At 57.5% G+C, this 24,886-nt stretch carries 22 protein-coding genes and 4 pseudogenes; 8 read left to right on the top strand and 18 right to left on the bottom strand.

Features of this window, described 5'->3' with window-relative positions; genetic code table 11:
* Positions 1-299 precede the first annotated feature (299 nt).
* Complete coding sequence (locus GSF67_RS06825) at positions 300-1,274, top strand: hypothetical protein (protein WP_006315423.1); 975 nt, start codon at positions 300-302, stop codon at positions 1,272-1,274.
* Here GSF67_RS06825 and GSF67_RS06830 read toward each other — a convergent pair.
* The 9 genes from GSF67_RS06830 to GSF67_RS06870 all read right to left on the bottom strand — a co-directional run bounded on the left by GSF67_RS06830 (position 1,237) and on the right by GSF67_RS06870 (position 10,338).
* Positions 1,237-1,467, bottom strand: a complete 231-nt coding sequence (locus GSF67_RS06830; RefSeq protein ID WP_035216374.1) for a hypothetical protein — start codon at positions 1,465-1,467, stop codon at positions 1,237-1,239. The genes GSF67_RS06825 and GSF67_RS06830 overlap by 38 nt on opposite strands.
* Before the next feature lie 249 nt (positions 1,468-1,716).
* Positions 1,717-2,334: a hypothetical protein gene (locus tag GSF67_RS06835; protein WP_006315419.1), complete on the bottom strand. Its 618-nt coding sequence runs from the start codon at positions 2,332-2,334 to the stop codon at positions 1,717-1,719.
* Complete coding sequence (locus GSF67_RS06840) at positions 2,327-2,740, bottom strand: hypothetical protein (RefSeq protein WP_006315418.1); 414 nt, start codon at positions 2,738-2,740, stop codon at positions 2,327-2,329. The genes GSF67_RS06835 and GSF67_RS06840 overlap by 8 nt, the downstream gene beginning before the upstream one ends.
* Before the next feature lie 15 nt (positions 2,741-2,755).
* Complete coding sequence (locus GSF67_RS06845; RefSeq protein ID WP_006315417.1) at positions 2,756-3,814, bottom strand: hypothetical protein; 1,059 nt, start codon at positions 3,812-3,814, stop codon at positions 2,756-2,758.
* 139 nt (positions 3,815-3,953) lie between these two features.
* On the bottom strand, positions 3,954-5,168 hold the full coding sequence (locus GSF67_RS06850; RefSeq protein ID WP_006315416.1) for a hypothetical protein: 1,215 nt from the start codon (positions 5,166-5,168) through the stop codon (positions 3,954-3,956).
* The gene (locus GSF67_RS06855; RefSeq protein WP_006315415.1) at positions 5,165-6,364 is read right to left on the bottom strand and encodes a DNA methyltransferase; all 1,200 of its coding nucleotides are present in this window, start codon (positions 6,362-6,364) and stop codon (positions 5,165-5,167) included. The genes GSF67_RS06850 and GSF67_RS06855 overlap by 4 nt, the downstream gene beginning before the upstream one ends.
* Positions 6,361-7,752: a DNA double-strand break repair nuclease NurA gene (locus GSF67_RS06860; RefSeq protein ID WP_006315414.1), complete on the bottom strand. Its 1,392-nt coding sequence runs from the start codon at positions 7,750-7,752 to the stop codon at positions 6,361-6,363. The genes GSF67_RS06855 and GSF67_RS06860 overlap by 4 nt, the downstream gene beginning before the upstream one ends.
* Positions 7,753-7,754: 2 nt before the next feature.
* Positions 7,755-9,587, bottom strand: a complete 1,833-nt coding sequence (locus GSF67_RS06865; protein ID WP_244399894.1) for an ATP-binding protein — start codon at positions 9,585-9,587, stop codon at positions 7,755-7,757.
* Positions 9,588-10,026: 439 nt separating this feature from the next.
* Complete coding sequence (locus GSF67_RS06870; RefSeq protein ID WP_006315412.1) at positions 10,027-10,338, bottom strand: hypothetical protein; 312 nt, start codon at positions 10,336-10,338, stop codon at positions 10,027-10,029.
* Between the two features lie 173 nt (positions 10,339-10,511).
* Here GSF67_RS06870 and GSF67_RS06875 point away from each other — a divergent pair, with 173 nt between their 5' ends.
* Positions 10,512-11,819, top strand: coding sequence for an RES domain-containing protein (locus GSF67_RS06875; protein WP_006315411.1), 1,308 nt, complete (start codon positions 10,512-10,514; stop codon positions 11,817-11,819).
* Positions 11,820-12,202: 383 nt separating this feature from the next.
* Positions 12,203-12,317 (top strand): annotated as a pseudogene (locus GSF67_RS26295) (dehydrogenase); the annotation flags it as partial.
* A 91-nt stretch (positions 12,318-12,408) separates the two neighbouring features.
* Here GSF67_RS26295 and GSF67_RS06880 read toward each other — a convergent pair.
* The gene (locus tag GSF67_RS06880; RefSeq protein WP_006315406.1) at positions 12,409-14,946 is read right to left on the bottom strand and encodes an ATP-binding protein; all 2,538 of its coding nucleotides are present in this window, start codon (positions 14,944-14,946) and stop codon (positions 12,409-12,411) included.
* A gap of 581 nt (positions 14,947-15,527) precedes the next feature.
* A pseudogene (locus tag GSF67_RS06885) lies at positions 15,528-15,806 on the bottom strand (hypothetical protein); the annotation flags it as partial.
* On the opposite strand from GSF67_RS06885, the pseudogene GSF67_RS26005 reads away from it, so the two are divergent.
* Positions 15,803-15,928: pseudogene (locus GSF67_RS26005) on the top strand (flagellin); the annotation flags it as partial. The pseudogenes GSF67_RS06885 and GSF67_RS26005 overlap by 4 nt on opposite strands.
* A 42-nt stretch (positions 15,929-15,970) precedes the next feature.
* On the opposite strand, the gene GSF67_RS06890 reads toward GSF67_RS26005, so the two are convergent.
* From GSF67_RS06890 to GSF67_RS06900, 3 genes are all read right to left on the bottom strand, one after another.
* Positions 15,971-17,839, bottom strand: a complete 1,869-nt coding sequence (locus tag GSF67_RS06890) for an AAA family ATPase (protein ID WP_006315404.1) — start codon at positions 17,837-17,839, stop codon at positions 15,971-15,973.
* 10 nt (positions 17,840-17,849) lie between these two features.
* Positions 17,850-18,476 carry a hypothetical protein gene (locus tag GSF67_RS06895; RefSeq protein ID WP_006315403.1) on the bottom strand — a complete coding sequence of 209 codons (627 nt, stop codon included), beginning with the start codon at positions 18,474-18,476 and terminating at the stop codon, positions 17,850-17,852.
* 358 nt (positions 18,477-18,834) lie between these two features.
* Positions 18,835-19,038: a hypothetical protein gene (locus GSF67_RS06900; RefSeq protein WP_006315402.1), complete on the bottom strand. Its 204-nt coding sequence runs from the start codon at positions 19,036-19,038 to the stop codon at positions 18,835-18,837.
* Positions 19,039-19,314: 276 nt separating this feature from the next.
* Here GSF67_RS06900 and GSF67_RS06905 point away from each other — a divergent pair, with 276 nt between their 5' ends.
* A complete protein-coding gene (locus tag GSF67_RS06905; RefSeq protein ID WP_244399892.1) occupies positions 19,315-19,764 on the top strand; it encodes a type II toxin-antitoxin system VapC family toxin in 450 nt (149 codons plus the stop codon).
* A gap of 265 nt (positions 19,765-20,029) precedes the next feature.
* Here the strand turns inward: GSF67_RS06905 and GSF67_RS06910 are convergent, their stop codons facing one another.
* Positions 20,030-20,923 carry an NAD(P)/FAD-dependent oxidoreductase gene (locus GSF67_RS06910; protein WP_035216396.1) on the bottom strand — a complete coding sequence of 298 codons (894 nt, stop codon included), beginning with the start codon at positions 20,921-20,923 and terminating at the stop codon, positions 20,030-20,032.
* A 214-nt stretch (positions 20,924-21,137) separates the two neighbouring features.
* Between GSF67_RS06910 and GSF67_RS06915 the strand changes: the two genes are divergently transcribed.
* The 3 genes and pseudogenes from GSF67_RS06915 to GSF67_RS06925 all read left to right on the top strand — a co-directional run.
* Positions 21,138-21,797 carry a TetR/AcrR family transcriptional regulator gene (locus GSF67_RS06915; protein WP_006315395.1) on the top strand — a complete coding sequence of 220 codons (660 nt, stop codon included), beginning with the start codon at positions 21,138-21,140 and terminating at the stop codon, positions 21,795-21,797.
* A gap of 29 nt (positions 21,798-21,826) precedes the next feature.
* Complete coding sequence (locus tag GSF67_RS06920) at positions 21,827-22,690, top strand: class I SAM-dependent methyltransferase (protein WP_035216368.1); 864 nt, start codon at positions 21,827-21,829, stop codon at positions 22,688-22,690.
* 214 nt (positions 22,691-22,904) lie between these two features.
* Positions 22,905-23,540: pseudogene (locus GSF67_RS06925) on the top strand (NAD-dependent epimerase/dehydratase family protein); the annotation flags it as partial.
* A gap of 7 nt (positions 23,541-23,547) precedes the next feature.
* Here the strand turns inward: GSF67_RS06925 and GSF67_RS06930 are convergent.
* From GSF67_RS06930 to GSF67_RS06940, 3 genes are read right to left on the bottom strand one after another with little or no spacing between them, the layout of a single operon-like run.
* Entirely contained in the window at positions 23,548-24,156 is a 609-nt protein-coding gene (locus tag GSF67_RS06930) for an ATP-dependent Clp protease proteolytic subunit (protein WP_006315392.1), read from the bottom strand.
* Positions 24,157-24,199: 43 nt separating this feature from the next.
* Positions 24,200-24,556 (bottom strand): SRPBCC domain-containing protein, encoded by a 357-nt coding sequence (locus tag GSF67_RS06935; protein ID WP_006315391.1) that lies wholly within the window; start codon positions 24,554-24,556, stop codon positions 24,200-24,202.
* On the bottom strand, positions 24,553-24,867 hold the full coding sequence (locus GSF67_RS06940; RefSeq protein ID WP_006315389.1) for a helix-turn-helix transcriptional regulator: 315 nt from the start codon (positions 24,865-24,867) through the stop codon (positions 24,553-24,555). Before GSF67_RS06940 ends, GSF67_RS06935 begins: the two co-directional genes overlap by 4 nt.
* Positions 24,868-24,886 lie beyond the last annotated feature (19 nt).

A 24,886-nucleotide genomic window follows, 5' to 3' on the forward strand; every position in this document is an offset into this window, starting at 1 on the left:
AACGGACTGACGGCCAAACTTCGCGCACGATGGACCCAAGGCGAATGCCACTCACACCCCGGCGGTGCCCCGGACCCCAGCGGTAACGACGTCCGGAAAATGCATTCGATCTCGATCGACCCAAGCTACAGGTGCCCGAAACCGATCACGGTCATCGCGGGGACGTCGGGGAAATCCATGCGCGTTTCGGTAAGTGTACTGGAGACCGGTGAGCTTATCAGGCCGAGACCGGCCCCGGCGCCACAAAGCAACGCACACGACCGCTCGCCGATTACCCTAGTCCCCAACAAGCGCACAACATGATCGGGATACTCGTCAAGGAATCATTCCTATCGACCAGAAAAATTCGCCGTTTACAGTTCGCCGGTGACTTCCTGCCAGCGTTTCAGTGCCTTGGTCAACGGTCCGGCAGCCTGTTTGGGCTGAAAATTAAGCGGGTTTCTTCACGATTTGTAGGAGGTGACCGCGGTAACTTTGCCGAAATGGCATTTCGCGGAATTAGCATGAAAACTTCAGATCTGTTCTTAGGCGTCAAGGTTCCACTGTTCGGACACGAACTTGAAAAAGGGGCTGAATGGTGGCTTAGTCGTTTTGGGAGAATAGAATTCAAACCATATGACTTCTGCAGAAAGCTGGTCGAGCACGTTCCTTATGACTTCGATTGTAAACTCGAAAAGATAACGGGACAGAGATATACCGAATTCGAGATTCTGGGTCATGACGCGTACGGTCAGCCGCCGTACGAGATCTCAAGAGCATTCGACCTGAATTCCGGCTGCCTGTTTCAAGGTTACCTCGAGATACGAAAAGACCTCCATAATAACGGATATGGAACGATATTTGCCCAGAACTGCCACAACGTTGCCCTGATGCTCGGCCTCACTCGTTTGCATGTAACGGCAGTAGACGGAGGTGCTTACTTCTGGGCAAGAGCTGGCTTTCTCCCTTCGGAGGAGAGTTGGAACCGAGGCAATTGCAAGGAATTCATCCGATGCAAGCTAGATAGACTCGAGACGATCACACGCCCGGTTCGCGCACGAATTAAAAAACTTGTCGACAGCGACAAGCCAATTTCACTCTGGGCAATCGCTGACGAACCCACATTGGTTGCTTCCCACATTTACCCAGGCCACAACATAAGCCTCGGTCGCGCGTTACTCGCTGAAAGCGGAACAACTTGGAAAGGCACCCTAGAGTACGACGACCACGAATATCACGAGCAGCAGCACAAAAGATTCAACCGGTATATCCTGGGGAATGCCCCCTGGCTCTGAGAATTTCCTGTACATCGTCTGCTTCGATCGCCAGATGCCCAGCAATGTCTTCAACGGAAAAGTCAAGGTCGCGAAAGAGCATCTCGATCATGTCTACTTGCACCTGATTCAGCTCATCAGTCTGCTCGGCGTCCAACCTCTCAGCATCCGCCAACATGTCATCTACACCGTCGATGTATCCCGGTCTGGCCATATGGCTCTCCTAATGCCGATCCCTTAACACAAATTCCATACCTTGTCATTTGGCGGCTTGTTCGCACTCCACCCCCGCGTCGTCGTGTCCGCCAAGGCATGACAATGCGTGTGCCTGCAAAACACAAACTTTCGTTTTTGAGCGACCACCTCACTGGTCAGTGCAGATGACGGATTGCTTTGAACGTGAAGAGTTGCCATCCCATAATCAACACCGGCGTTCTGGATGAGCGCCGTCGTTTGGCATTCGTCACTTTGTCGGCTTAAAGAAAAGGGGGACAATCGTATGTCGGACTCGGAAGTCGCCGCCGGTGTTCATATGCGTATGTTTTGACCTCCTGAATAAACCTCCAGCGATTGCACCGTCGAACACAACATCCTTTCGGGCGGATTCGAGCCTCGTCTGGTATTCCGCTAGAACGAGATCGGCCCGCGCCCCGAAGCAGTAGATAATCATCTCGCCGACATCCTGCCCAGCTAAACCCGTGCTATAGCGACGATCAAGCTGTTCGAAACCGCCTAGGAGCCAGTCGTAGTCCTTGTGCTTCTTGGCCTCGGCGATCCATAGGAAGTCGCCTGAGGCCAGGACAACGATGTCGCAGTGACCGCCATACTGGGTGTCGTGGCCAGCGTCGAACCCCATTGCTTTCAAGAGGCCGACAATCTCGATGGAGAGCCCGTCTTCCGTCATCTCCTGTTTGACATGGCGGTTCTTCACAAGCTCCTGGGCACTCCAGTCGATGGCGCGTTCGACCAGTGCGAGCCGCTCCTCATGAGACTTCGCAAGGATCATCTCCAGCGAGATCATGCCAGGAGTGTTGTTCGCGAGGACGCCCCTGATGAATGCCAGCGTATCCTGATCAGCCATCAGCAAGCTCGCGCTGCAGTTCTTCCGTGGGGGCGAAGAACGGGATCAAGTGCGTCTCGAAGTCGGGTACGGGTTCTCCGGTTTCCGGATGAATGAGCGTGCCCGTCTTTCTCGCTTCGGCGAACTCCTCCGCTGATAGTTCATGCTCCGTATCGTCTTCGTCGACAAGCATCGCGTGGGATTCAAAGATTGCCAACTTCGAGGACGTCAGCAAATTGATCGCGGCAAGCACCTCCAAGTCGATGCTCTCACGTCCGGCCGCTTGGCAAAGGGTTGTGAACGTCAGGAACCGAAGCTGATCCACAGGCTTCGATGCAATGAAGTCGATGATGTCGAGGCATACCACTCCGACCGGGAGCTCGCCCCAGCGCGTGCGGTATTCCTCCCTGATTTCATCAAGCTTCACGCCATTCTCCGATGACTAGCTGCCGAGATGATGCGCGATCCTGGATCTGACATACTCGTAATCCTCATGCCCCATGCATTTACGGATTACAACGCGATCTAACACGGGGTTGGCGGAACCGGCTGCCCTTGAAGTGCTGTTTACGCTCAACTCCGGCTCCGAGTTCAGCTTCTTTCCGATGACCCGGTGCCAGCGGATGCTGAGTTTGAAGGGTTCGATTGGAGTGTCCAGCGCCGCCTTCCCGCCTTTGTGGTAGGTCTCGCCGCGAAGGTCCATCTTCCGCCGCCTCATCTTCTCATTCTTAAGCGACGCCGTCGTCGTGCCGAATCCGAGTTCTACAACCGTCCCCTCGGTGCCATCGCTGTACATCTTGTCGATCAATGGGAACACGTTTACGGGTTCCGGCATGGCGACGCCAGTCAGTTTCGTGAACTGCGTGAGAGTCAGCTTTCTCGCCGCAACGGCAATTTCCGAGAGCGTACCCTCCGGGAAGTCGATGCGGATGTCCAGTGTGTCTCCGTTCGCTGGTATCCAGATGACGTCGAAGGCGTGGAAGCGGACCGTTTTGACGCCGATAATCTCCTCGTAGCCCTCGAACGCCGCATCGCCACCGTCGAAAAGGGAGTCCACGTCGATGTGCTCACGTATCGTGGCCACTCTGGCCGAAGAGAAGACAAGACCGATGCCTTCTTCGTTCTCCTCGATCGACGTCAGCACGAGACCACCGGGCGCGGCCTTAAGCGCCGTCTCCGACAGGGTCGCAGGATAACGCTTCGAGAACACCGTCTCCGGCACCTGGATTGCAGCAAGCTTCTTCCGAACGGCCGCATTGTCCGCAGTATCAAGCTTATAGAAGCTTACCAGCTTCTCTCCGCACATCTGATGCGACTTGAGGGCCTCGACCAGTTCATCGATCTTTTCCTCGCTCTTCTTGGGGCTTTCGCTAATCTTCTGGAGCGTGTTTTGCCATCCCTTCCCACGAGCGATCCCGATGTCGGCGAATATCCGGCGCCCCACGGGCCACGGCGCCCTTTCGCGAAGACTCTCCAACACATCCGACACCGGCACGTCCATACTTCAAGCTCCAAGGATTCGTGCTAGAGAGACTAGCCTTGAATCCTGTGAAGTCCACACCTTAAAGTAGCTTTCCCACATCAGACGATAGATGCGAAGATCTAAAGGACTGTATCCGCGAGGCGTTCCCCTGAACGCGCTAGATGTAGATGTCCAAATCCATCCGCATCCTCTCAACGCTGTCAACCTGGACGGCGCCGTGAGACCAGAAGTCCCGGAGGACTTCGGCATGGGGATGTCTGTAGCGCTTGTCGCTCGGCTCCGAGCTTATGATGCTTGCCACCGGGCAGAGGCGTTCCGCAACGCCCGGATGCCAACTGCTTTTGGCGCCATGATGCATCACCTGAAAAATCCCCATCTTCGTCATCCGCGTCGATGAACCGTAGTGCCTGATCATCGCAGTCAGACGTTCGGGAGTCTCAAGCATGCCATCACCCGTACTGAGCTGCGCAAAACGCTCCCACACGCCGGGCTCGAACCGGGGATCCCACCCGTCTACATCAGCGCGCGAGGAATGGTCGAGTGGCCCCGAGTACAGGAACAGGGAGATCTGGTTGCGTCTGGAGGAGGTCTTGCCGAACGTCTTGTCGTAAAGTGACCTCAGTTTTTTTAGGGCGACTGCGGGCGAGCCACGGCTTGGTCTGACAAGCTTCTGGATCAAGGGGGCGGCTGCCGCGCGGAATGCGGCGTCTGCACGCGCCGAAAGATCTGCGTCGTTGTAGGGGACGAACTCCCAGAAGGGCAGAAGCAGCCTGCCTCCCTTAGCCAGATAGCGGACGCGGGGATCATCGAAGGGGTTCGCGGTCCAGGTCGGCCTCTCGCTGTCGGGCGGCCCGCCATACTCGGCCTTGAGTGCGCTTGGGCGTGGGCCTGCGGGAGCTGGAGCTGAAGGAAACTCGCCGTCTCCTCCGCCTTCGGATCCCGCAGGCGGAACGAAGACCACCTCCCCTATCTGCTGGCCAGGGATGCTGAAAAGGTAGCCTGCAGGATTCACGAAGAAGCGAAATAGGACGTCTTCGGCGGCGACGCCCTGCTGCGCGGCAATCACTAGACGCTGCCAGAGAGGAATGTATGGCAGAAGCACCATGTGGATAGGATGCCTCGCAACGAGTCGTTCGAACCCGCTGACGTGATCCCGATCAAAGTGGGAGAGAACTGCGAAGTCGATCCCGTCCGCCCCCGCAGCGGTATGCTCCTGACCGAAATCGTGCAGGGAATCTAGCAGATGACGATCCGCAGACGCCGTTCCGCAGTCATACACCCAGCTCACAACCTGATTATCGCGGTGAAGCCGCCCGGAGGAGAACAAGCCTTGTCCGACTGGCCACCAGTCTAGCGCGAGACGAATGTTCATGCCCGAGCAGCGACCGCCTGGTCACTTCGTTCGCCGGATGTCGAGGAGGCAGCGGGAACGCTCGCCATCTCATGATCGCGCACGAGGCCGTATCCCGACGGTCGTCGACGATCTCCCAGAGGAAGAAGAAGCATGTCGGTCTCCCCGGGTTTTTCCGTCCGGTCACCGAAGAGCTGGGTCTGGGTTTTTTCCGGCCGCTCGCTCTTGGCCAGCATTCGATGGTCGGGCCACAGTGCACGAAGCGTCGCGGCAGTGACATCGCGCGTGAACAGACGCGAGTCGGTTCGAACGAGAACCGTTGCACTCTCGGTCATGGACATCTTCGCCGATGAGAATACGTCCATCAACATGCTCCTGTAACTCTCGCGATCAGCGTACTTCTCCGACGACTTGTTGTCGGGGAGCGGCAGATCGCCAAGCAGCCAGAGCCTGATCCAGTTGTCGAGGCGGTAGTTGGTGACGCCACAGTAGGGTGGCGAGGTAACCAGAAGATTGAACTTCGAGCCCTTCCAAGAGGACAGCTTCTGACGTGCGTCGCCGAGCTCGATCTCCGACCAGCCCGACATCCTCGGCAGCCCTTTTGCGTACCGCCATGCGACCTTCCCCTCGAAATACTCGACGGGATCTATTTCAGGGGGGCGTGATCCACGGGCCTTCCACCACTGAACGGAATAGTTGGGAGCCATCGCCTTTGACTGGCGCATCTGGTTGCTGACAGCTCCCCCCTCCTTGCCGTGCAGGTAAATCAGGATGATCGCGGCCAGCGTCCAGTCGGTTCGTTCGCTCTTCCAGCAAAGCTCGCGCCGGGCGGCATTCAGGAATGCGAGAGTCCTCGGAGCCCATGCCCATTCCTGGAACTCGTTGACCGGATCCTCGTCCCCCGGGCGGACTGCCTCGCCAATTTCCCGAATTCTACGCAGGACTTTCTGCACGTCCGGTTCAGGCGAGGTCTTTGCCGACGCGTAAACCCAGGCCACGGGATTGACATCCATGCCGACGGCGAACCTGCCTGTCGAGGACGCGACGAATGGCACCGTGCCACGACCGCAGAATGGGTCGATGACGCCGTCTCCAACCTTTGAGAAGCGAGCGATGGCGTCCCGGACGAAGTCCGTAGGAAACATGGCATAGTAGGGTCCCAGCGTCGCCCACCGGCCCTCGGGTATCGAAGGGGTCCACTTCACATCATTCTTCATTGTCTGCCAGCCACCACTGCTCGTGAGGATGCCGGGCCTTCGGAAACGATCGGAGGCTTGTTCCCATCCGCGAACAGCTTGCGAAGGATGTTTGTGCCGCGCTGCAGAGGGATCGCGGCGTGTGCGTGCGCGCGGACGAGCGGCATGAAGCCATCCCGATACAGATACGTGGAGAGTTCGTCGAGGACATTAAGGCAGTCGCCGAGACGAGGATAACAGGCTGCATCGTTGCGGCGGAAATTACGTGACGCATCGTCCACCATCGCTGTGGTGATTACGGCGTGGTCGCTGGATTTAGTCTTGTAGAAGACCTTCCGACCGAAGTAGGTGATGTCACCGTGCACCTTCGCGCCTTCCGGCCGCAACGTGATGCGGCGGTTGATATAGGTCGCGTCAGGGGTGATTACGGTGCGGGCGGCAAAGACCTTCCTGGGGCCGAGTTCCTCGTCGAAGTCGATGGCGTCGAAGTGCGTCACGAACTGGCCGGACTTCTCATAGCCGAATAGCGCAAGATCAAACCCCTCGTTCCTACAGAGGTCATTTATCCGACCGAGTTCGGTTCGAAGATAGGGAGCGAGCCACGCCGCATGGCCGAACATCGCCAGAGGCCCGTCAAGGATGAAGACATTGTCGCGCAATAGTCCAATGCGCTCTGCGTCGGTCGCGAAAAATCGGAGGATGTTGAACAGCGCAAGTACCTCGAGCAGGTGTCGGACCTCGCCGTGAGCTTCACCATTGCTGCCAGCGGGATTGAAGCGTTCCACAAAACGCAGAGCGTCGCTCTCGAACAATTGCTCCGCTCGATGGCAGTGGCAGGAATAACGTCCCTTGCCGGGTCTCATCGTTTCCTCGCAGCCATCGATGGGGCACTCGCTGCGGCTTGTCGTCCTGTTCTCCGTGATCGCCGACAACGTGTCCGCAAGCGTCTCCCAACTCTGATCGATCTTGGCTGACAGGATCTCGTGGACGGACTCTCTGAAGAACGCGGATGGCGTGTCGTCTACCCTGTCCTTTCGGACGACGTTGGCCCCAGGCAGGACCGCGTCTAGCGTCTCCACCTGTTCCATCTCCCTGAACAGCGCCGGAGACGGAATCTCGTCGGGTTTGACCGCCATTATCTCCTTGAGGTCAATAAGAAGGACAGACACCTTCAGGAGCGAGGCATCCGCTCCCGGCGCGCCAAGCCGCAATGGCGTCGTGATCGTCGAGCCGTCGATCGCGATCACTCGGCGAGGAACCCAAGAGTTCCGCTCGACGACGGCGACCTGAGGCGGCATGTGGCCCTGGTCTTGCGGAGCTTTTATCTCGGCCCGGAAACGTCGCATGGCCTCGCTTGCTTCCAGTGTGAGCAATGACTCGCCTGAGGCTCTCTCCATCTCAAACGGCATGCCTAAGTCCTTCCGCCATGATCCGCGGGTGCGTTTGCGACGTAAGGGTCGATCTGCACCGGGACGACATAGGGATTGGACAGGGTCCGCATGCGTATAAAGCCCGGTAGGGCGACGTTCAGGATCTGCTGTTCGAAATCACCAAAGTCGTAGAAGTCCCGGACCTGCTTCACCTCGCCTGCCCTGTTCAGGTGGGCCACGAACCAGTTGTCGGTGTTTGACAGGATATTGCTCATGATCGAACTCGGTTCCTGCGTGGCGTACACCAGGCCGATCCTGTACTTTGAACCTTCCTTGGCAACGCGTGGCCAGATGTCCTTCAGGTCGTCGCCGTCCTTGGGCAGAAGGTTGTGCGCCTCCTCGACGTAGACGATGACGTCCGGTGGAAGGATCATCTCCTGATTTTCATCGAGACGGGGGTTTGTGAACGCGGCCTTCTGGTGGTCGAACACCCGCCACATCAGTCGCCGCGAGGCTGCCTCGTTAAGTTCTGGATCTCCGGTGGACTGATCAACGATGACCAGTTTTCCTTCAGAAAGGTCGGCGACGATCTGGTCTGCGAAATCCTGCGTCGTGTCAGGGGAATGCTGTAGGGCAACCTTCCCGATCAGACGGATACCGCCCTGATGCTCCATCAGCGCGAGGATTCCCATGAGGGCGGAGTCGTGCCAATCCTTCTCCTCGTCGCCTTTTCGAGATTCCCGGTTGTATTCGACGTAGGGCGATTCCTTGTCTCCAATGGCCTGCCTGAGGAGATTGAATGCTTCATAGGCTTCGTCCCAGGACACGATGTCTTTGCCAAAGATGACCGCAGCTCTTGCGTAGGTTTCGGAGGAACTGAGCGCCTTCCGCAGCTTGTCGTTGGTGAGACGGTCGACACTGACCTTCTGCATCGAGGTCGACCTCGCCAGTCCGGCCTTGGCTAGTATGGCGCGATAGGCCGTGACGATACGGCGGTAGCGGGTCACATCCTTCGGTTCCCAATCATCGGGCACCGTGAGATCGACGTTCATGAATGCCGTCTTGTACTGCGCCGACCCCTGAGAGGCCAAGGCAGCATCCACGACGGCCTTCGCCTGGATCATCGGGGTCATAGCCGCGACGACTGCGTCACGATCGAACCAGCTCTTAGGCTCGCTGCCAAAGAAGTTGAGCTTCACGAGCCGACGGTTCGGATCTCTGGGATGCGGATGAAGCCCGTAAGTAACCACATCTTCCGGGCCGGAGTTTGGGCATCCATTGAACACACTGCGCAACGCGCCCTTGTCGATCGGATTGTCGTTGGCATATTCGCCGTTCGCGTCCAAAATAAGCTGGCCGACGCGCCCCCGCACCGCATCCTCCGCACGAAGCATGAATACTGATGAGGCGATCTTCTTGACCGTATTGGACTTGCCCGTCCGGCTCATGCCGAAGAGAGCCGTACGGCGGGCGATAAGGTCTGTTGGGTCGAGGGTGACATCAACCAGATCGGTCGTATCACCTTGCCTCTCGCTGGCGGCATACCGGACCCGTCCGATCTTGATGCGCCTATCGGCGAGAGGATGCTTGTCCGCTTTTGGAAGCGGCCGCACGAAGTTAGCGATCAGTTTCAGCAGCTCGCCATCCGGTTTATAGACCTTCATTCCCCGTCCGGAATAGATGTTCGACAGGTCTGCACCGAACTGCACAGCCCACCCCCCCTTCTGGCTCATTCTCATCATGAATGTGCCGATCACGCGACATTCGACGCCTGCGAACCGCAGGAAGTTCGCCGTGAACTTGTCCAGGGTCTGCTCGTCGTCCCAGTTGATGTTATCTGACGCCGAGACACGCTGCCCCGCCTCGTAACGCATTCTGTCGGTCTCCGACGAATTCGGAAGCGGAGCTTTGTCGAGCACCCTCAGTAGGATAAGCGAGGTGTCTTCCAGCATTGCGTTCGGTGTAGCTCCAGGCGCAAGTCTGGAGGCAACAAGAAAGCAACCCTTCGGAACTCCGCCTACGTTCGAGCGCAGTCTGTCGTGAACGAGGACAAGTGCAGAGCTGTAGTCAACATTGATGAGGTCGCCGCAGATCCGAGCCGGATCAAGGAGGCTGGCGAGGCGGTGTCCGGCATCCCGGGCGGCCTCGTCACTGGCTGTGTTGACAACGCTTGTAAGAATTCCCATCGACCTAACCGTCCTCCGAATCGCTGACCGAAGAGAATCCTGTTTCATTTTTCCGTTCGGCACAACTGTGAGACGTAACCCTCCGACATAACCGCTCGGAAATATTCAAAAAATCGGCCATCCCGGGTCAGATTACCATGACGGCGACCGGCGGCCGTCCGCCTGCCGAGGCGATAGCAGGGGCCGTTATAGGATTGAGTCTTATGCACGTCCGAAATCGGGTGGCGATTTCGATTGAGATCAGGCGCGTCAGGGGGCACATTTCCTGCCAGTTCTTCCGAATCAACGCCATCCTTTCGTGGATCACGCGCAGCATGCAGATCGAAACCATCGACACCGCACGGATTCCCATTCGGAACGAGGTGCGATCCACGAAATCGAAGCCGATAACCTCGAATGGGAATCCGTTGGTGGCTGCGAACGTGAGATGGCCACGCATTGGTCGCGAACTTCGACATCGGTTCGGCGAACACCGAAGAGCAGGTCTGGTCTTGAGGGAAATCGGGAGCATCGCCGCGGCCGTGGTCACACCTCGTTTTGGCAGCATGGTCACGCTGGGTGGTCACGGTGGCTCACGGTCATCCATTTCTTTAACTTGAACGAGGTCCACCATTGACCCTTTTGTGCCCCCATTGCTTCTCCAACAACGGACTCCAGCAGCGCCTCATAGAGATCCGGCCTAGTTTCCCGGACGATCGGTGCACGTTCCATCCGAATCTCAAGGGGATTCCAGTCAAGGCCGTCGCCCGGATCATCGATGACGTCTTCCGCAATAACTACGGCCCTGGCCGGTACAACATGTTCCATGACGAGCAAGAGGGCGAAGATCTGCAGGGAGTGTTGTATGAACTGACAGGTGCCGATCTCGATGACGTCGTTTCGGCAATCGCAGACCAATTGATCGAAGACGACTCTTACTGGCCACCCGACGGAGAAGATCCATTCTATTCCAGCGATGCCGCCTATCAACGCAGCTACGACGCGTTCAACGGGCACAGTTACCTTTGGGACGAGTTCTGCAAGAGCATCGTGCACGGGCAACGCTTCTTCAATTCAAAAGCTAAAGAGCTCCTCTTCAAGATTTTCGATCGCATACACCTCCAGCGCGACCTTCAGCGAGCCAATCCCGTATACGCCATCACCCCCGGATCGGAACAGGCAACCGTTTACCGCGTGCGGAATGTTGGTGACCTGGAGGCTCGGATGAAGATCCGGGAAGATGTGCCCGCGAACATGGGGCCGCCGCCCTCGCGGCTTCGCCGTCCCGGGCGGATGAATCCTTCCGGCATCGGAGCGCTCTATGCTGGCTTCGACCTTGAGACCTGCGTCGCGGAGATGCGTCCCACTGTCGGAGACGTGATTGTATCGGCTCAATTCGACATTATTGAACCTTTGTGGGTTCTCGACACGACCCGATTTTCGGGAGGCTTCAAGGAGCCTAATCTCTTCTCCAAGGATCATCTGAGACGCACAGCGCAATGGCGCTTCATGCAGCGCTTCATGGTTGAGATTGCACGTCCGATATCCCGGAACGATGAGCACTTGGACTATATCCCCACTCAAGCCGTTGCTGAATATCTGCTGAACCATCACGACTTTAACGTTGGCGGTGCCAAACACCGCATCGAGGCGATCATCTACCGTTCAGCACAACACCCGGAGGGCAAGAACATCGTCATTCTTGGAGACGCTTGCGCCATTGAAGCCATGCCTGTTCAAAGCAAGTCAAAGACAACATCATACGGTGAGCCGTTCGATAGTCTCCTGTCGTCCCTCCCCCGCTTCCGCTCTCCGAGCCTCACTCCGCGCATGCGGTTCAAGAACGCAAGTGTTGCGGAGCATAGGGTGCAGGGCGCGACATTCCACTCTGTTCCCCATGAAGAATATTACCATGGGGATGACGACGACGCGCCTTTCTGACAGGGTTCATCCATAATTCCTTACGACCTGCGCGCCTTCTTAGGACATACCTTTTTTTGTAAACCATGCAGGCTGTCCTATCAGGCCGATGCCTTCGGAAGCGGTCTGCGGAAGGTTTGGCCGGGTTTGAAGATCAAGGTCGGTGCTGTGACGTACTATGATGCTTGCTCGTTCCTGTTTAGGAAAGAAAAGCCGGTGCACCTCAAGCACTTCCAGTTCGACTACCAGCGACCAAACGACTTGAAAGTTCGTTGCCTGTTTTCGGCCGCCCAACTTTCAGTTTGTAGCTACAGACCCTAATAATGCGACGTCCTCAAGCGCCAGGATGCTTTTTCGTTGGCGCCACGGCTTTTCCCGATCCGCCGATTCGGACCACAGAGGGGGTTGCTGGCGACGCGGTCTTCCTCGCGACCGATGACAGCTCCTACATCACCGGCCAGAACAATTACCCGGACGACGGACGTCTCGCGCCTGAACTACACAGTACCGGTCGAGTAAAGTAACTGAATACGAATACGAAAGTCCGCCTGTTTGGCGGCCGAAGTTCGTGTTGCCGTCGACCTGTTCGACGCTTAATCACTATTGGACTTCACATCTCGTCTCCGGATAGCAGCTCTTCGGCTTCTCCTCGTTTGTAGACTGTCACGGTTCGATATATCTCCGATCCGTTTACATCGCCTACAACCATAGTATCATCGTCTTCTTCGACTTCTCCCCAGACTGCCACAAGAAGTCTCTCGATGATCCGAGCTGGGGTCGCGCCTTTCCCTTGGGTGACCTTGGAAACCCATTCGTAGGCCAACGATCCTCCAACCGTTTGCGCAACCTTGCCGTAAACTTCGAAAGATGCCTCGAACTCGCGCTTCGTGACGACATCATCTTCCTCGTGAGTGATCGTGTCAGTATGAAGAGTGACTTCCTCCTCGAGTTGCATTGCCTCGGAAAAGCGCTTCGAATTCATCCATTCACCTTCCCACCTTACGACGGGAAGTTCTGCGACATCCCCGCCGAAACTGGCGACGATTGCAGCGACCCTAGCCTTCTCCTCGTCCGGGATCGCGGCTGTCCCAAAGGCAATGGCCTGTTCCGAAGCCCACGCCGCAAGAACGTGCGCCGGAACAATCGGGATCGCAGAATTTCTCGATGCGGTGATCTCAGTCCCAATCAAGATGCCTGCGATCGAACTGACTTTGCTCGCAGCGAGACCATCGACCGTCAAAAGACCTCGCGAAGCGATAGGGTATGGGTCGATGCGGGCACGACCATATATCCTCCCCTCCTCGTCCCGCAGTTCCACTAACTTCTCCCACTCCTGCTTTGCGGCGGCGTTTTCGCCCGTAATACGCCGTAGAAGGATGCTGCTGTCGACTTCGAGCCAATCGTTCGCCGCCGTGGTTCCAATCGTCTCCTCATCCTCAGACACGCTAATTGTAACGTCGCACGCCGGCGCAATTGACGCGACCATGTCGCTCAGCTTTAGGGCACTCTCGCGATAGTACATCTTTCTATAAAGCAGTCCCTCAGGCTCCCTGGGGTCATTTCTCAATCGGACCTCGACCCGCGTCCCGCCATCCAAAGGTACCTCCTTCGGATCGGCGTCGCGCATATTGGGACGGGAGCCAAGGCCGTGGCGGAATTCTAAAACCCTGGCCGATCGCGCATCTCGGTCATAGCGCCTTGTGACTACCCGCACGTGATCGCCAAGCATGAAAACGGAGAAGAAGCCAATACCGTACTTGCCGCGAGCTTTCATGCCGGACGAGACCAAGCCCGGAAACTCCTGGATTGCGAGCGAAGATTTCCAGAATGAGTTTCCAAAGTCGATCAATGGTCCCGTCAGAACTGTATGCGACATCCCGACCCCGTTATCCTCGAAGGATAGCCAATACCCATCTTCTCGCTTCCGAAGATTAATCATCAACTCTCCCCATTTACTGGGTCGGCTTTGCAGCCTGCGCCGCGCCGTTATCGCGTCCAGGCCATTTTGGATCAGTTCCCGTACCGGCGCTGCCATTTCACTGCCGTATAGCTTACTACCGCCAAGAGTCGCGACAATGTTGGGAACGTCAGTCACTCGGACAGTGCTATCGACTGGCGTCCAGCCAACGGTTTCTACCGTGCGCGCGAGGTCACTGGGTGTTTGGACACCATCAACCCGCCGAACGGCGAGTGGCGGTTTTTGCCGATCGCGAAGCAGACGATCAACATCATGTAGCTCACGATCCACCATCTGCAGCGCGTCGAATGCTGTCCACCACGCGTCCGCAATGTCCGCTTCGAACGGTGGCTGAGCAGTGTAGATCAACGCGTCGCCCTGAACAAATGGTTTGGCCATGCGCTCCTGGAACTTCCAGTGATCGGCAGAAACGCCAGATGGCTGAACAAGTGCGAAGTCGAAAGCCCGTGCGCGTCGCTGATCGAGGTGCATGGCGTCGGCCACGCGCAGAAGACACGCAACCTTCAAGAGATCGATTGTGCAACTCGTGACACCTGGCAGTGCTCCCAAGGTTCCTGACAGCTCCTCTTCGAGCCTCGCGATCGGCCACCAATGACTATATGCGACCTTGCCGATCTTCGGTCCGTAGAAGTTACGAATTTGCTGATTCTCGATCAGGAACATCGGCTGTTTTTGCGGTCCGATCCAAGACGCTGAGGGCAAGCTTTCCGCTTGCTTCGCGTGAAGAAGTCGCAGAGCATCCGCGGTAGCGCGGTTTTCGGCTTCCCTGGCAGCCTCCTCATCTTTAGGAGGTAAGACTGACGCATAGCGAGCGTGGAGATCTTGCCACTCGGTTTGCTGCCGCAACTCCGTCATACCGCCAGGAAACGCGGCGAGCGTCATTGCAGCATCATGCAGAAGCACAGCTCCACCAAACAAGAAAGCCTCGGCCGGATTGAGATCCACGCTGTCACTGCTCGCGATCGAGGCCATTTCCCATAGAGCGTCGAGGTGGGTCACATCGTGAATTGTAAGATGCGGGAGGTCTTTTGAGATCTTTGCTACCAAAGCGCTGGCGCGTTCGCGCATCGCATCATAGCATTCGGCGAGCTTCGCTTGCTCTTGAACTGTCGAATCTTTGCGCCTCTTTTCAAAGGCCGCAATCCAGAGGTGGGTCTGCTTATATATCATGTGGAGTCTCTAGTATCATTTCCCCGGTCCCGTCTGCGATTCTCCATCGCTGCAACTTACGAGATATATGCAGTTATTTTGCGTGGATGTCACGGTAGAGTCGGTAACAGTAAGACAGTATCGACAGGGATCGATTTAAGACAAATTGCACAAGGAAACGCCCGTTCAAGCGACAAAAAAGGGCGGTGGAAACCTCCCAACACGTTCAAAGGATTCGTCCGAGACCAAGCCTCTCACCGAAGCGACACCGAGAATCCCGGGAATTGATAGCAAAGTGCGGGCGGAATGACCCTCATAGCTTTCGGAACGGCATTTTCGCGCCGAAAACACCCGCCTTGTGATGCAAACGAAAGTGTCGACTGCAAACAGACGCTAGCAGACGGTAAACGCTGAATGCAGGCTCATTGTCATGGTTGAGTCGCGTTGCCTTAATGAACTCATTTTCGAGACGGTTAGTATTGGCAGCCTGTAGGTCGCGCACGATCGCCTTGTGCTCCGCAGGTCCGCTGACGTGACAGATTGTGCCGAACCTGAAGTTGCTTCCGTGTCGTCTCTGGCCGACAGCAGTCTTGCTTCCATAACTAATTAAAATTCCTCGATTTCACCTTCAACCTGTCGATATGCAGGTCTGCGATAAAGATGTCCCGCGCCTCAGGCAGCGGTTTCGGTCGATCTCGAGAATCACCACCACCAGCCGAGCCGTGAGCAAACTCGTCACCGCGTCCCGAAGGAGACTTGAACACGACATCCATGTCAGCAAGACCAGAGAGATCCGCAGAAAAGTCGAATAGCTGCTGGGCGACCAAGTGTACGACCTCCCCTTCCCGCTGGATCCGTCCGTTGATCGCCATCATCGATGATCGACACCGACATGGAGGACGCATCAGCGCGCATGAATGCTCTGCAAACGCAACAGCAGCTCGCGATCCAAAGTCTTCAGATCGCCAATTCCCAACCACAGGCCGTCCTCAGTCTGTTCCGGTACCCGAGCATAGGAGCAAACGTTCGAACAGAACCGCGCATGCTACGCCCAGGGGGATGGTCTGAAGACAATATCCAGCACCTCGCGTCCCGAGACTACACCGCGATTCAAAACGGCTTGTGCAATCTCTTCCGCCTCCGGCCTACGGGCTTCGATGATCCTCGTCGCTCGCTGTAGCTCCGCCTCCAACAAACGTTCGACCCGGCGCCGCAGAACAGGATCGTCGCGCCGCAGTTCTTCAAGATCCTTGGAACTTGAGACGTCGCAGTACAGGAGTGACTCCAGTCCAAGATTTGCGAGCATGACCGTAGCAATATCCGACGCTCGCTGAAGATCGGACCCGGCGATACCGCCGGAGCCATCGAAGACATCACCGAGGATGACTTCTTCAGCGGCCATTCCACCTAGCAACACCGCAACCTCGTCCAAATAGGACTGGCGGCTTCGATTTAGATGATACCTTCGCCGCCATTGCACGTGCCCGACTCTCGCATCTCGGTGGCTGACCGCCCTCGCCACTACAATCATCTCGATCTCCGCCACGGATAGAACGGTGCCGACGATCGCGTGTCCGGCTTCATGTACAGATGCTGACCAAAGCTCATCGTCGCCAACCGGGGCAATTGCTGGCACGACTGCGAGCACATCCGACATTCGGACTTCCCTACCCTGGCGACGGGCCAAGCGACGAGCATCCTTCGCCACCTGCGCAATGTCTGCGCCGGAATACCCCCTTGTTGCCAAAGCAGCTTTGTTGAGGTCTTCCGAAGCGCTGGCAGTGCCCAGATGCATCGCAAGCATTTGCTCGCGAGCCGCTTGATCGGGAGGCTCAATCGCGATGTGACGGTCAAGACGGCCAGGTCGACGCAATGCCGGATCGATATTGCTCGGGAAGTTCGATGCGGCGATGACGATCACACCCTCCCTGTTTGTGGATCCATCGAGCAGCTCAAGCAAGGCGTTCACCACCTGAAGGCTGTAATTTGCATTGTCTCCTCTGAATGTCCGCCTGTCGCCGATGCTGTCGAGCTCATCAATGAGCAGCACCGACGGAGCTGCGTCGGCCGCGTCGCGGAAACTCTTCCGCATTGCGCCCAGCATGTCACCGAGATGTCCCTTGGACTGCCATTGAGCGCTCGACGTGCCGATAAACGTCGCCCCGCAGGAACGAGCAAGCGCGGATGCGAAGAGCGTCTTGCCGGTACCGGGAGGACCGCTGAGAAGAAGCCCCGCGTCCACGTCACGCCAACCAATCTTGCCAGTCTTCCAGTCAGCGAGATCAACGATCAGATTCTCCGCCCAGTCACGCGCCTCGCCGTACCCTTCGAGCTCCTCCACCAAAGGCTCCCAAGCCAAGGTCGCAGGAGCCTTCGATGCATCAGCAAGCTTTTCCAAGACAGCTTCGATCGGACGTCCTTTTCGCAACGCGCGGAACAAGAGGCTCGAAGTATGTTGGCAGAATCGGCTGGCCGCATCGCTTGCAATATCGATCTGCCATACATTTTTTGCGGCCGAAATCAGGTGGTTCGGCTTGATGGGTTCGACGTCAACGGTGCGGTCCAAGGTGATTGCAATCTCAGGCGAAAGCTTGGCTCCTTTCTCGATCAGGACGACAACGGCCGATTTTTGCGCCAGGACTTTCCCAGCGTCCTCATGATATGTCTCTCCCCTCCTGCCCAATTCGATTGTCGTAACTGCGTAACGGGTCAAAACGCTCGTCTCTCGCAGGACCAGTTTAGCCGCCTCCCGATAAGCTTCCATGTCGGCCTCAGGTGGCAGTACGAGACCGACTGCATGATCAATCTGTCCTTCGCTTAGGTAGACCCCACACAACCTCAAAGCATTCTTGAGAGCGACGGCATAGGTAGCCGCTTCGAGCGAGGGTTCCCGCTCGGCAGATCTGTTTGACATCTTCGGCCCCTTACTTCGCTACGCGCCTGACGACCGTTTCCGGTCCCAGCAAAGCTTCATCGAGGTCGACTTCAAGGATGTTCTTGAGGATCATCGTTGCGATTGTTGGCATCGGCTTGCTTTCGCGAACGACAGACAGGCATTCCGCAAGCGTTAACGTCCCCATTTCCTCCAAAGCCGCGAGAATTCGGATACGGTCGCCCAGCGGTGCATCATATCCGGCGTAGCGAATGAGATCCTTGGCATTCTGAATCCGGGGCACGCCGACGAACTCGGCGAAGGACACCGCCAGATAGCGGTAGCCCTGTTTTTCGGCTAAGCTGGCGATCCAGCCGACGGTGCCGGCATCTCGTTGCCGGATGTCCACGAGCAAGGCTTCGTTCTCCGCCTCGACAGCGAAATCAACATAGTGGTGTCGTGGGTTTCGTGCCCCGGAATCATTGATGATCGGCTGCGGCATGCAGCGCCAGGCGGACACCTTCGGATCCAGATCCAGCAGGCAAGCATAATCACGCGCCTCCCGCGAACGATAGAGAGGGCGCCCGACGCACTTGAGCGTCGCAGACGGAAAGAACGGGCGGTATTTCGCAAAAACGCAGGCTTCATCACCCGCGACATGAGTGGACTCGGTCTTCATGACCTCACCTCCGACGAATAGCAATCTGGGCGGCACCGGGAACGGTCCCGGGCTCCGTCAGCGTATTCGGAAGGTGTGCGTAAACGTCTTGCTCATGCAAGAACATTTAGTGAACACGATTCTCGACGTCAACTAGAATTCGGCTCCAAGGTGAGAGCGAGTTTTACAAGCCAGGAACCACCAAGGCCCTTATGCCGTGAGAAACAAAGACTTTCGTGGATTTCGGGCCTGATGGCCTCGATGATTAAGCTATATCAATCAGTGCAGTAGTCGGAAGTAACCGAAATTCGACACGTCATATCTTGTTGGTTTTGCCATCGCCGGTTACGGTTTCTCACCGTAGCTGCAGAAATCTCGATCAGGGATTGGGATCGTCATCGTCGGGGATAGGACCAGGGCGGGAGAACAACTCTTCCAGTGTTTTCTTTCCGGGTACGAACGTCACGTCAAAACTGCCGTCGGTGTCGATCAGTCTCTGAGTGCCGCGCGCTTTAGCTGCGTCCAGAACTTCCTGGATGCGGGCCTCGGCCTCGTGTCTCTGCCAATCGGAATCACGCGTCATCTGGGCCTCTCTCGGACGACATCATACTAGCCTGCGCAGTATAGCGATACGAATTGGATCGCACCTCGAATTTTTCAAGAAGAAAGTTTCTGACCACAGAAAGATGTTAAAGTGCGGACAGACCCTATTCTTTTACTGGATACGGACATCGTCAGCCTAATGGGGCGCGTGAAGCCTCCGCCCGGACTGCGTCCATGGCTCCTACGTGTCGGCATACGTCGTCTCGCACTCTGCTATCCAGTCATAGCAGAACTGCTACGCGGAGCCCATCTCAAGGTGAAGGATGATCCACAGAGAGCGCTTCTTATCACCAACTGGGTCGATGAGCTTATCTCTATGGACTTTCCGTTTCCGGAAATGACGGCCGAAGTGGCAACTGTCTACGCCGGAATGACATCTGTCCCTGCCTTGCGGCACATGTGGACCGTTCAGCGCGGACAAAAAAGCAACCGGCTCGGACACGATTTGATGATATCCGCCGTCGCCATCGTGCACCGGACGCCGATACTTACCGCGAACGTCGACGATTTTGTTGAGATCAACGAGCATTTCCCGCTGCCCGGCGTATACCACCCGATGGAGGGGCAATGGCACATCGAGCCCGGCTTCAATGTCCCGCTTCCCGATTTCGACGCGGACGAACTCGACCCACATGAGAAGTCTCTTCCCAGGCTCGCTGGCGCCGGACCGTGCGGTTCGGTCACCCCTGGAAACGACCAGCAATGATGGTCGACGCTCTGCGTTTCCCTTGAGACACGATCTTGCGGCCGACTTTGGCAAATCGAGACCCGCTGGGACGGTTCGGCTCGGCGAACGTCGCCCACACAATCGACCTGCGTGAATTCCTGAGCGTAGAGTATGCCATAGACCGGAACTAGACAAAACGCTGCTGCGCTTCACAGCAGCGTTCCCAGACAGACGAAGGGCGCTGTCAAGGTCACACTCCACCCTGTCCGGCTCAACGGCTATGCTCATCCTTCAACTTGTCTTCTCAAACCAGCATAGACTGCTGGGCGAAGATACCTGCCATCGCTCCTTGCCATGTTGCCGTGGTGACCGAGGGGATGCCGGGGTTAGCAAGGTCACCGGCGGCGTAAATGCCTGGCATGCTGGTTTCGCGGCGCTCGTCGGTCTTGAGGGCGATGCCGGTTGGCGTGTTGACCGTGGCGAGGCCCAGTGCGTCATGCAGGCTTGCGGATGGCTTGTTGCGCGGATGCGCGAACAGAATGTCGACTTCGACATCAGGGCCGGTATCGAGCTTGATAGTGGCGCCGTGGCTCCCGTGACGTGCGATTTCGGTGATCCGACCATCAACGACAGGTACCTTTCGGCTTTCCAGATCGGCCCGTATGTCGGGGGTGATGTCGTGACCATTGCCGAAAACAGTCAACCTGTCGGTCCAATCGTGAAACAGCCTGACCTGATTCATCGACTGCGGGCCAGACCAGACGAGGCCCCAGTGCTGGTCAGCAACTTCGAAGCCGTCGCAATAGGGGCATGGGATAACGGATGTGCCCCAGTTCTCGGCAAAACCCGAAACATCAGGCATTTGGTCAACAACGCCATAGCTCAGGATCAGGCGGCGCGCGCTTAGGGTTTCACCATCGCCAGTAAGGACGGAGAAATTGTCGATGGTACCGGAGATGCTGTCGGCGCGGGCATTGACCATCCTGATGGCAGGGTAGCGCGCGAGTTGCTGCCGCGCCTCGGCCAGGATTGCGGACGGTGGCTTGTCATCGTGGCCCAGCATACCGTGCGAGCGGCCAGCGAAGCGGTTGCGCTGCAGGCCGGTATCGAGAACGATGACCTTTCGGCGAGCACGGCCAAGCTGCAGAGCGGCGGCGAGGCCAGCAAAGCTGCCGCCGATGATGATGACATCATTCATGGTGATGGATTCCTTGTTGTGGACGGAGGGTAGCAGGCTGGGGCTGGCGGTGGCCTTGGTACAAGGGACGCCGATGGTTGAAAGCGCGGCCAGCTTCAGCAGTGTTCGTCGTTGCATGGCGCCCTCGTGTTTCGCTTAATTCTTCGACTTGCTTATTTCAGAAACTCCATGGTATCCTAATTCCACAATAACGATACTGTCAAGGACTGTAATTATGGTGACTGAAAATAGTCGGAGCCGGCGCGGCCGGCCCGTCAACGAAGCACTTGGTCAAACGATCGTCGACACTGCAGGCGAACTCTTTGCGGAGCTGGGTTTTCAAGCGACGACATTGGACAAGGTCGCTCAGCGGGCGAAGATATCCAAACTCAGCATCTATCGTCACTTCGAGAATAAAGAGGCGCTGTTTGGCGCAGCCTTTGCGGCCCGCTGCCATCAGTTAATACCACAGGTCCTTTTTGAAGGCGTCGACGGTTCGGCCGAAGATCAGCTCATGGCGGTGGGATCGTCCCTGCTTCGGACGCTGTTGCGCCCGGACGTTCGCAGTGTCGAAGCCATGGTCACGGCCGATGTTACAAGTCAAAAGTCGTTGAGCAAGATTCATTACGAAGCCGGTCCCGCCCATATGATTGCCCAAATCGAGGCCCTGCTGCGTCAGTTGCACGCGAAGGCGCTTCTGAATGTGCCTGATCCTGTCCAGTCCGCCCGCCTGTTTGCCGCGCTTTTCAAAGGCTCTGATCTCCTGATTATTGCACGCTTCGATGAGGCGAGAGCAGAGGACGACAACGAAATCGAATCCTATTGCCGGTCGGCCGTCGCCATGTTCATGGCCGCGCACGGTGGCAACGACCGCGTGTGCGCACAGCCTGGTTAAGAACGGATCGGAAAAGAAAGGATGTGGACATGGCACAACAAAATGCGGAGCAGATTGCCGACTGGAGAGGCCAAAGCGGGGAGCGCTGGGCCGCCTACCAGGCCCGGCTCGATGCCATGATGGCGCCATTCGGCCACGCTGCGATCGAAGCCGCCGCGCCCACTACCGGCGAACGCGTACTGGACGTCGGCTGCGGCGCGGGGGCGTCCAGCCGAGATCTGGCCGCTCGCGTCGGCGCGGAGGGCCATGTGCTGGGCGTGGACATATCCGAACCGTTGATCGAGAGAGCCCGCGCCCTCGCGCCACAGGATATGTCGGTCGTGTTCCGGGTAACCGACGCCAGCAGGGCCGAGTTGCCCAACGGCGCGTTCGACATCCTGTTCTCACGTTTCGGGGTGATGTTCTTCGACGATCCGACAAGGGCGTTCGCCCATATGCGCCGTGCGCTCAAGCCCGGCGGGCGGGCCGCTTTTGTCTGCTGGCGCGGCGTGACTGAGAACGATTGGATGCGTTTGCCGATGGGCGCGATGAAGGGCATCCTCCCATCGATGACGCCGCCTGGTCCGGAAGCCCCCGGCCCGTTCTCGTTTGGCGACCAGGAGCGTGTGGAGCGCATCCTGACGAAGGCAGGGTTCACCGATATCGCTATCGAGCCTTTCGATGCTTCAGTCTCGTTTGGCGAGGGCGCAACTCGGGACGCGGCGCTCGATGACGCAGTGAACATGACACTTGAGGTCGGCCCGTTGTCGCGGGTGCTCGCTGATCAGCCCGACGACATACGCGACCGCGCCTCGGTTGCGGTTCGTGCCGCTTTGTCGGGATGCCCCGGTGAGCGGTCGGTGATGATCAACGGCGCGACATGGATCGTCACCGCGCGCAATCCCGCAAGCTGACAGGGATTAACAGTCGGCAGGCAGAATGCGGCGCGGGTCTCTCGGAGACAATTGGCGTCACGACGATAAATAAGCGGACCATGGCTGGGAACAACGTTATTCTCGCAGGCATGGCCGATATGATTGTGCTGTCTCCCTTGCACAGCAGGTTGCCTACTCGGCAGCCATGGCCAGGTAAACCGCGGCTCCTCCACAATCGTTTCGTGTCGATGGAGCCCGCATGGTAGCGGAAGCGGCGATGGCGGGCGGCGTGCCACGGCTGGTATTCACCAGCACCACGGCACTCTACGGACACGCGGTGTCCGCAGGGGCCTGCGCCTTCATCGATGAGGACACACCGCCCCAGCCAAAAAGTATCTATCACCGCACGAAGCTAGAAGCCGAGCATCTGCTGGAAGAAATGGCCGGCTCGCACTTCGCTGTGCGCGTGCTCCGCATGTCACGCAGTTTCCTGGAGCCTGCCGACGTGATGGCAGCATATCGGCAACATCGCGGCGTCGATATCCGTGATGTCGCCGACGCTCATGTGCTGGCGCTGGGCAATGCGGGAGAAGACTTCCAGCGCTATATCATATCGGCGTCCATTCCGCTTTTCGCTGATGACCGCGACGTCCTCGCCAAGGATGCGCCCTCCGTTCTCCGGCAGCGGACGCCGGGCCTCGCAGACGCTTTCACACAGAAAGGGTGGGCGCTGCCGACGACCATCGACCGCGTCTATTCACCCACCCGCGCCGTAGAGGGGCTTGGCTGGACATCCCGCTTCGGCTTCGATGAAGTGCTGGCCCAGCTTGCCCGGCGCAGCCTGGAAGTGCTGCCGGCCGGCGCCAATATCAGCAGGAAATCCGAATAGGCCAGCCCTATGCCGCCTGATCCTCTCGCACTTCCAGAATGCGGTCGATCAGCCCCCATTCCAGAGCCTCCTGCACCGTCATGAAGCGGTCGCGATCCATCGCGGTTTCGAATTCTTCGTAGCTGCGCCCGCAATGCTCGGCATAAAGCCGCGTCATGCGATGTTTCGTCTGCCTGATCTCTTCGGCATGGATGAGCATGTCAGACGCCTGCCCCTGAAAGCCACCGGAAGGCTGGTGAATGAGGATGCTGGCATTGGGCAACGCCGCCCGCGTGCCCGGTTCACCTGCCATCAGCAGGAATGACCCCATCGAACGGGCCGTACCCATGCAGAGCGTATGCACCGGCGCACGAATGTAACGCATGGTGTCATACATGGCGAAACCGCTGGTCACCATGCCACCCGGCGAGTTGATATAGAGGTGGATCGGCTTCTTCGGGTTTTCCGCTTCGAGAAACAGCAATTGCGCGCACACCAGCGCTGAGACCGTATCGTTGACCTCCCCGTTGAGAAAGATAATCCTTTCCCGCAGCAGGCGGGAATAAATGTCGAAAGACCGTTCTCCCCTTGAGGATTGTTCGACGACCATAGGGACGAGTTGCATCGTTTCGCGCATCGGCGAACTCCTGTCGTTTGAAAATGTTGGGAAACGTGCCGGATCAGGCCGCGAGCTTGATCGGCGAACCGTTGTGGTTTGCAGCAGCCTTCGTCATCCGGCCGGACTTGATGGCGGGCAGGTCGTGAATAATACGCAGACTGGTGCCGCCACGGTCATTCGACGCGATCTGGAACGTCACTGTGCTTTCCAGGAATGGCGGCGTGTCCTCCCGCAGCCTATAGCAGACTTCCTGTCCAGGCGTGACCTTGATCGCTTCGGGCTGCGCCAAGGCTTCCTTCGGCAACCAGTGTTCCCGAAAGGCGGGAATGCTGATCGCCCGCCACACCTTCTGCGGCGGCTCGTCCAGATCATATTCAAGCTCGATGGCATCCGGCACTTTGGGTATCTGCCTGTTCATTGATCCATATCCTTCAGCAAGAGCTTGAGTGCGTCGATACGCTGCGGCCAGTAGGCGCGATATTTGCCGAGCCATGCCGCGATACGCGTCAGCCCGTCCGGATCAACCTCGTAATTGACAAAACGGCCTTGCCGCCTCTCCACCACGAGCCCCGCCCCGCGCAGTACCGAAAGATGCTGCGACATGGCCGGCTGGCTGATCTCAATCCCTTCACGCAGGGCGGAAGCGTTCATGGCGCCATCCGCCAGCTTCTCAAAAATGGCACGGCGCGTGGGATCAGCCAACGCCCGGAAAATATCATTCTCTGTCATGACAATACATAAGCACGTA

This window comes from Agrobacterium sp. CGMCC 11546, from assembly GCF_013365515.1.
In the GTDB taxonomy this organism is placed as follows: Bacteria; Pseudomonadota; Alphaproteobacteria; order Rhizobiales; family Rhizobiaceae; genus Agrobacterium; species Agrobacterium fabrum.

Bases quoted from the DNA above. Each gene is read 5' to 3' on its own strand.
- GSF67_RS06825 (WP_006315423.1), top strand. From the start codon at position 300: ATGATCGGGATACTCGTCAAGGAATCATTCCTATCGACCAGAAAAATT.
- GSF67_RS06830 (WP_035216374.1), bottom strand. From the start codon at position 1,467: ATGGCCAGACCGGGATACATCGACGGTGTAGATGACATGTTGGCGGAT.
- GSF67_RS06835 (WP_006315419.1), bottom strand. From the start codon at position 2,334: ATGGCTGATCAGGATACGCTGGCATTCATCAGGGGCGTCCTCGCGAAC.
- GSF67_RS06845 (WP_006315417.1), bottom strand. From the start codon at position 3,814: ATGGACGTGCCGGTGTCGGATGTGTTGGAGAGTCTTCGCGAAAGGGCG.
- GSF67_RS06850 (WP_006315416.1), bottom strand. From the start codon at position 5,168: ATGAACATTCGTCTCGCGCTAGACTGGTGGCCAGTCGGACAAGGCTTG.
- GSF67_RS06855 (WP_006315415.1), bottom strand. From the start codon at position 6,364: ATGAAGAATGATGTGAAGTGGACCCCTTCGATACCCGAGGGCCGGTGG.
- GSF67_RS06860 (WP_006315414.1), bottom strand. From the start codon at position 7,752: ATGCCGTTTGAGATGGAGAGAGCCTCAGGCGAGTCATTGCTCACACTG.
- GSF67_RS06865 (WP_244399894.1), bottom strand. From the start codon at position 9,587: ATGCGTTACGAGGCGGGGCAGCGTGTCTCGGCGTCAGATAACATCAAC.
- GSF67_RS06870 (WP_006315412.1), bottom strand. From the start codon at position 10,338: ATGCGTGGCCATCTCACGTTCGCAGCCACCAACGGATTCCCATTCGAG.
- GSF67_RS06880 (WP_006315406.1), bottom strand. From the start codon at position 14,946: ATGATATATAAGCAGACCCACCTCTGGATTGCGGCCTTTGAAAAGAGG.
- GSF67_RS06890 (WP_006315404.1), bottom strand. From the start codon at position 17,839: ATGTCAAACAGATCTGCCGAGCGGGAACCCTCGCTCGAAGCGGCTACC.
- GSF67_RS06895 (WP_006315403.1), bottom strand. From the start codon at position 18,476: ATGAAGACCGAGTCCACTCATGTCGCGGGTGATGAAGCCTGCGTTTTT.
- GSF67_RS06900 (WP_006315402.1), bottom strand. From the start codon at position 19,038: ATGACGCGTGATTCCGATTGGCAGAGACACGAGGCCGAGGCCCGCATC.
- GSF67_RS06910 (WP_035216396.1), bottom strand. From the start codon at position 20,923: ATGAATGATGTCATCATCATCGGCGGCAGCTTTGCTGGCCTCGCCGCC.
- GSF67_RS06915 (WP_006315395.1), top strand. From the start codon at position 21,138: ATGGTGACTGAAAATAGTCGGAGCCGGCGCGGCCGGCCCGTCAACGAA.
- GSF67_RS06920 (WP_035216368.1), top strand. From the start codon at position 21,827: ATGGCACAACAAAATGCGGAGCAGATTGCCGACTGGAGAGGCCAAAGC.
- GSF67_RS06930 (WP_006315392.1), bottom strand. From the start codon at position 24,156: ATGCGCGAAACGATGCAACTCGTCCCTATGGTCGTCGAACAATCCTCA.
- GSF67_RS06935 (WP_006315391.1), bottom strand. From the start codon at position 24,556: ATGAACAGGCAGATACCCAAAGTGCCGGATGCCATCGAGCTTGAATAT.
- GSF67_RS06940 (WP_006315389.1), bottom strand. From the start codon at position 24,867: ATGACAGAGAATGATATTTTCCGGGCGTTGGCTGATCCCACGCGCCGT.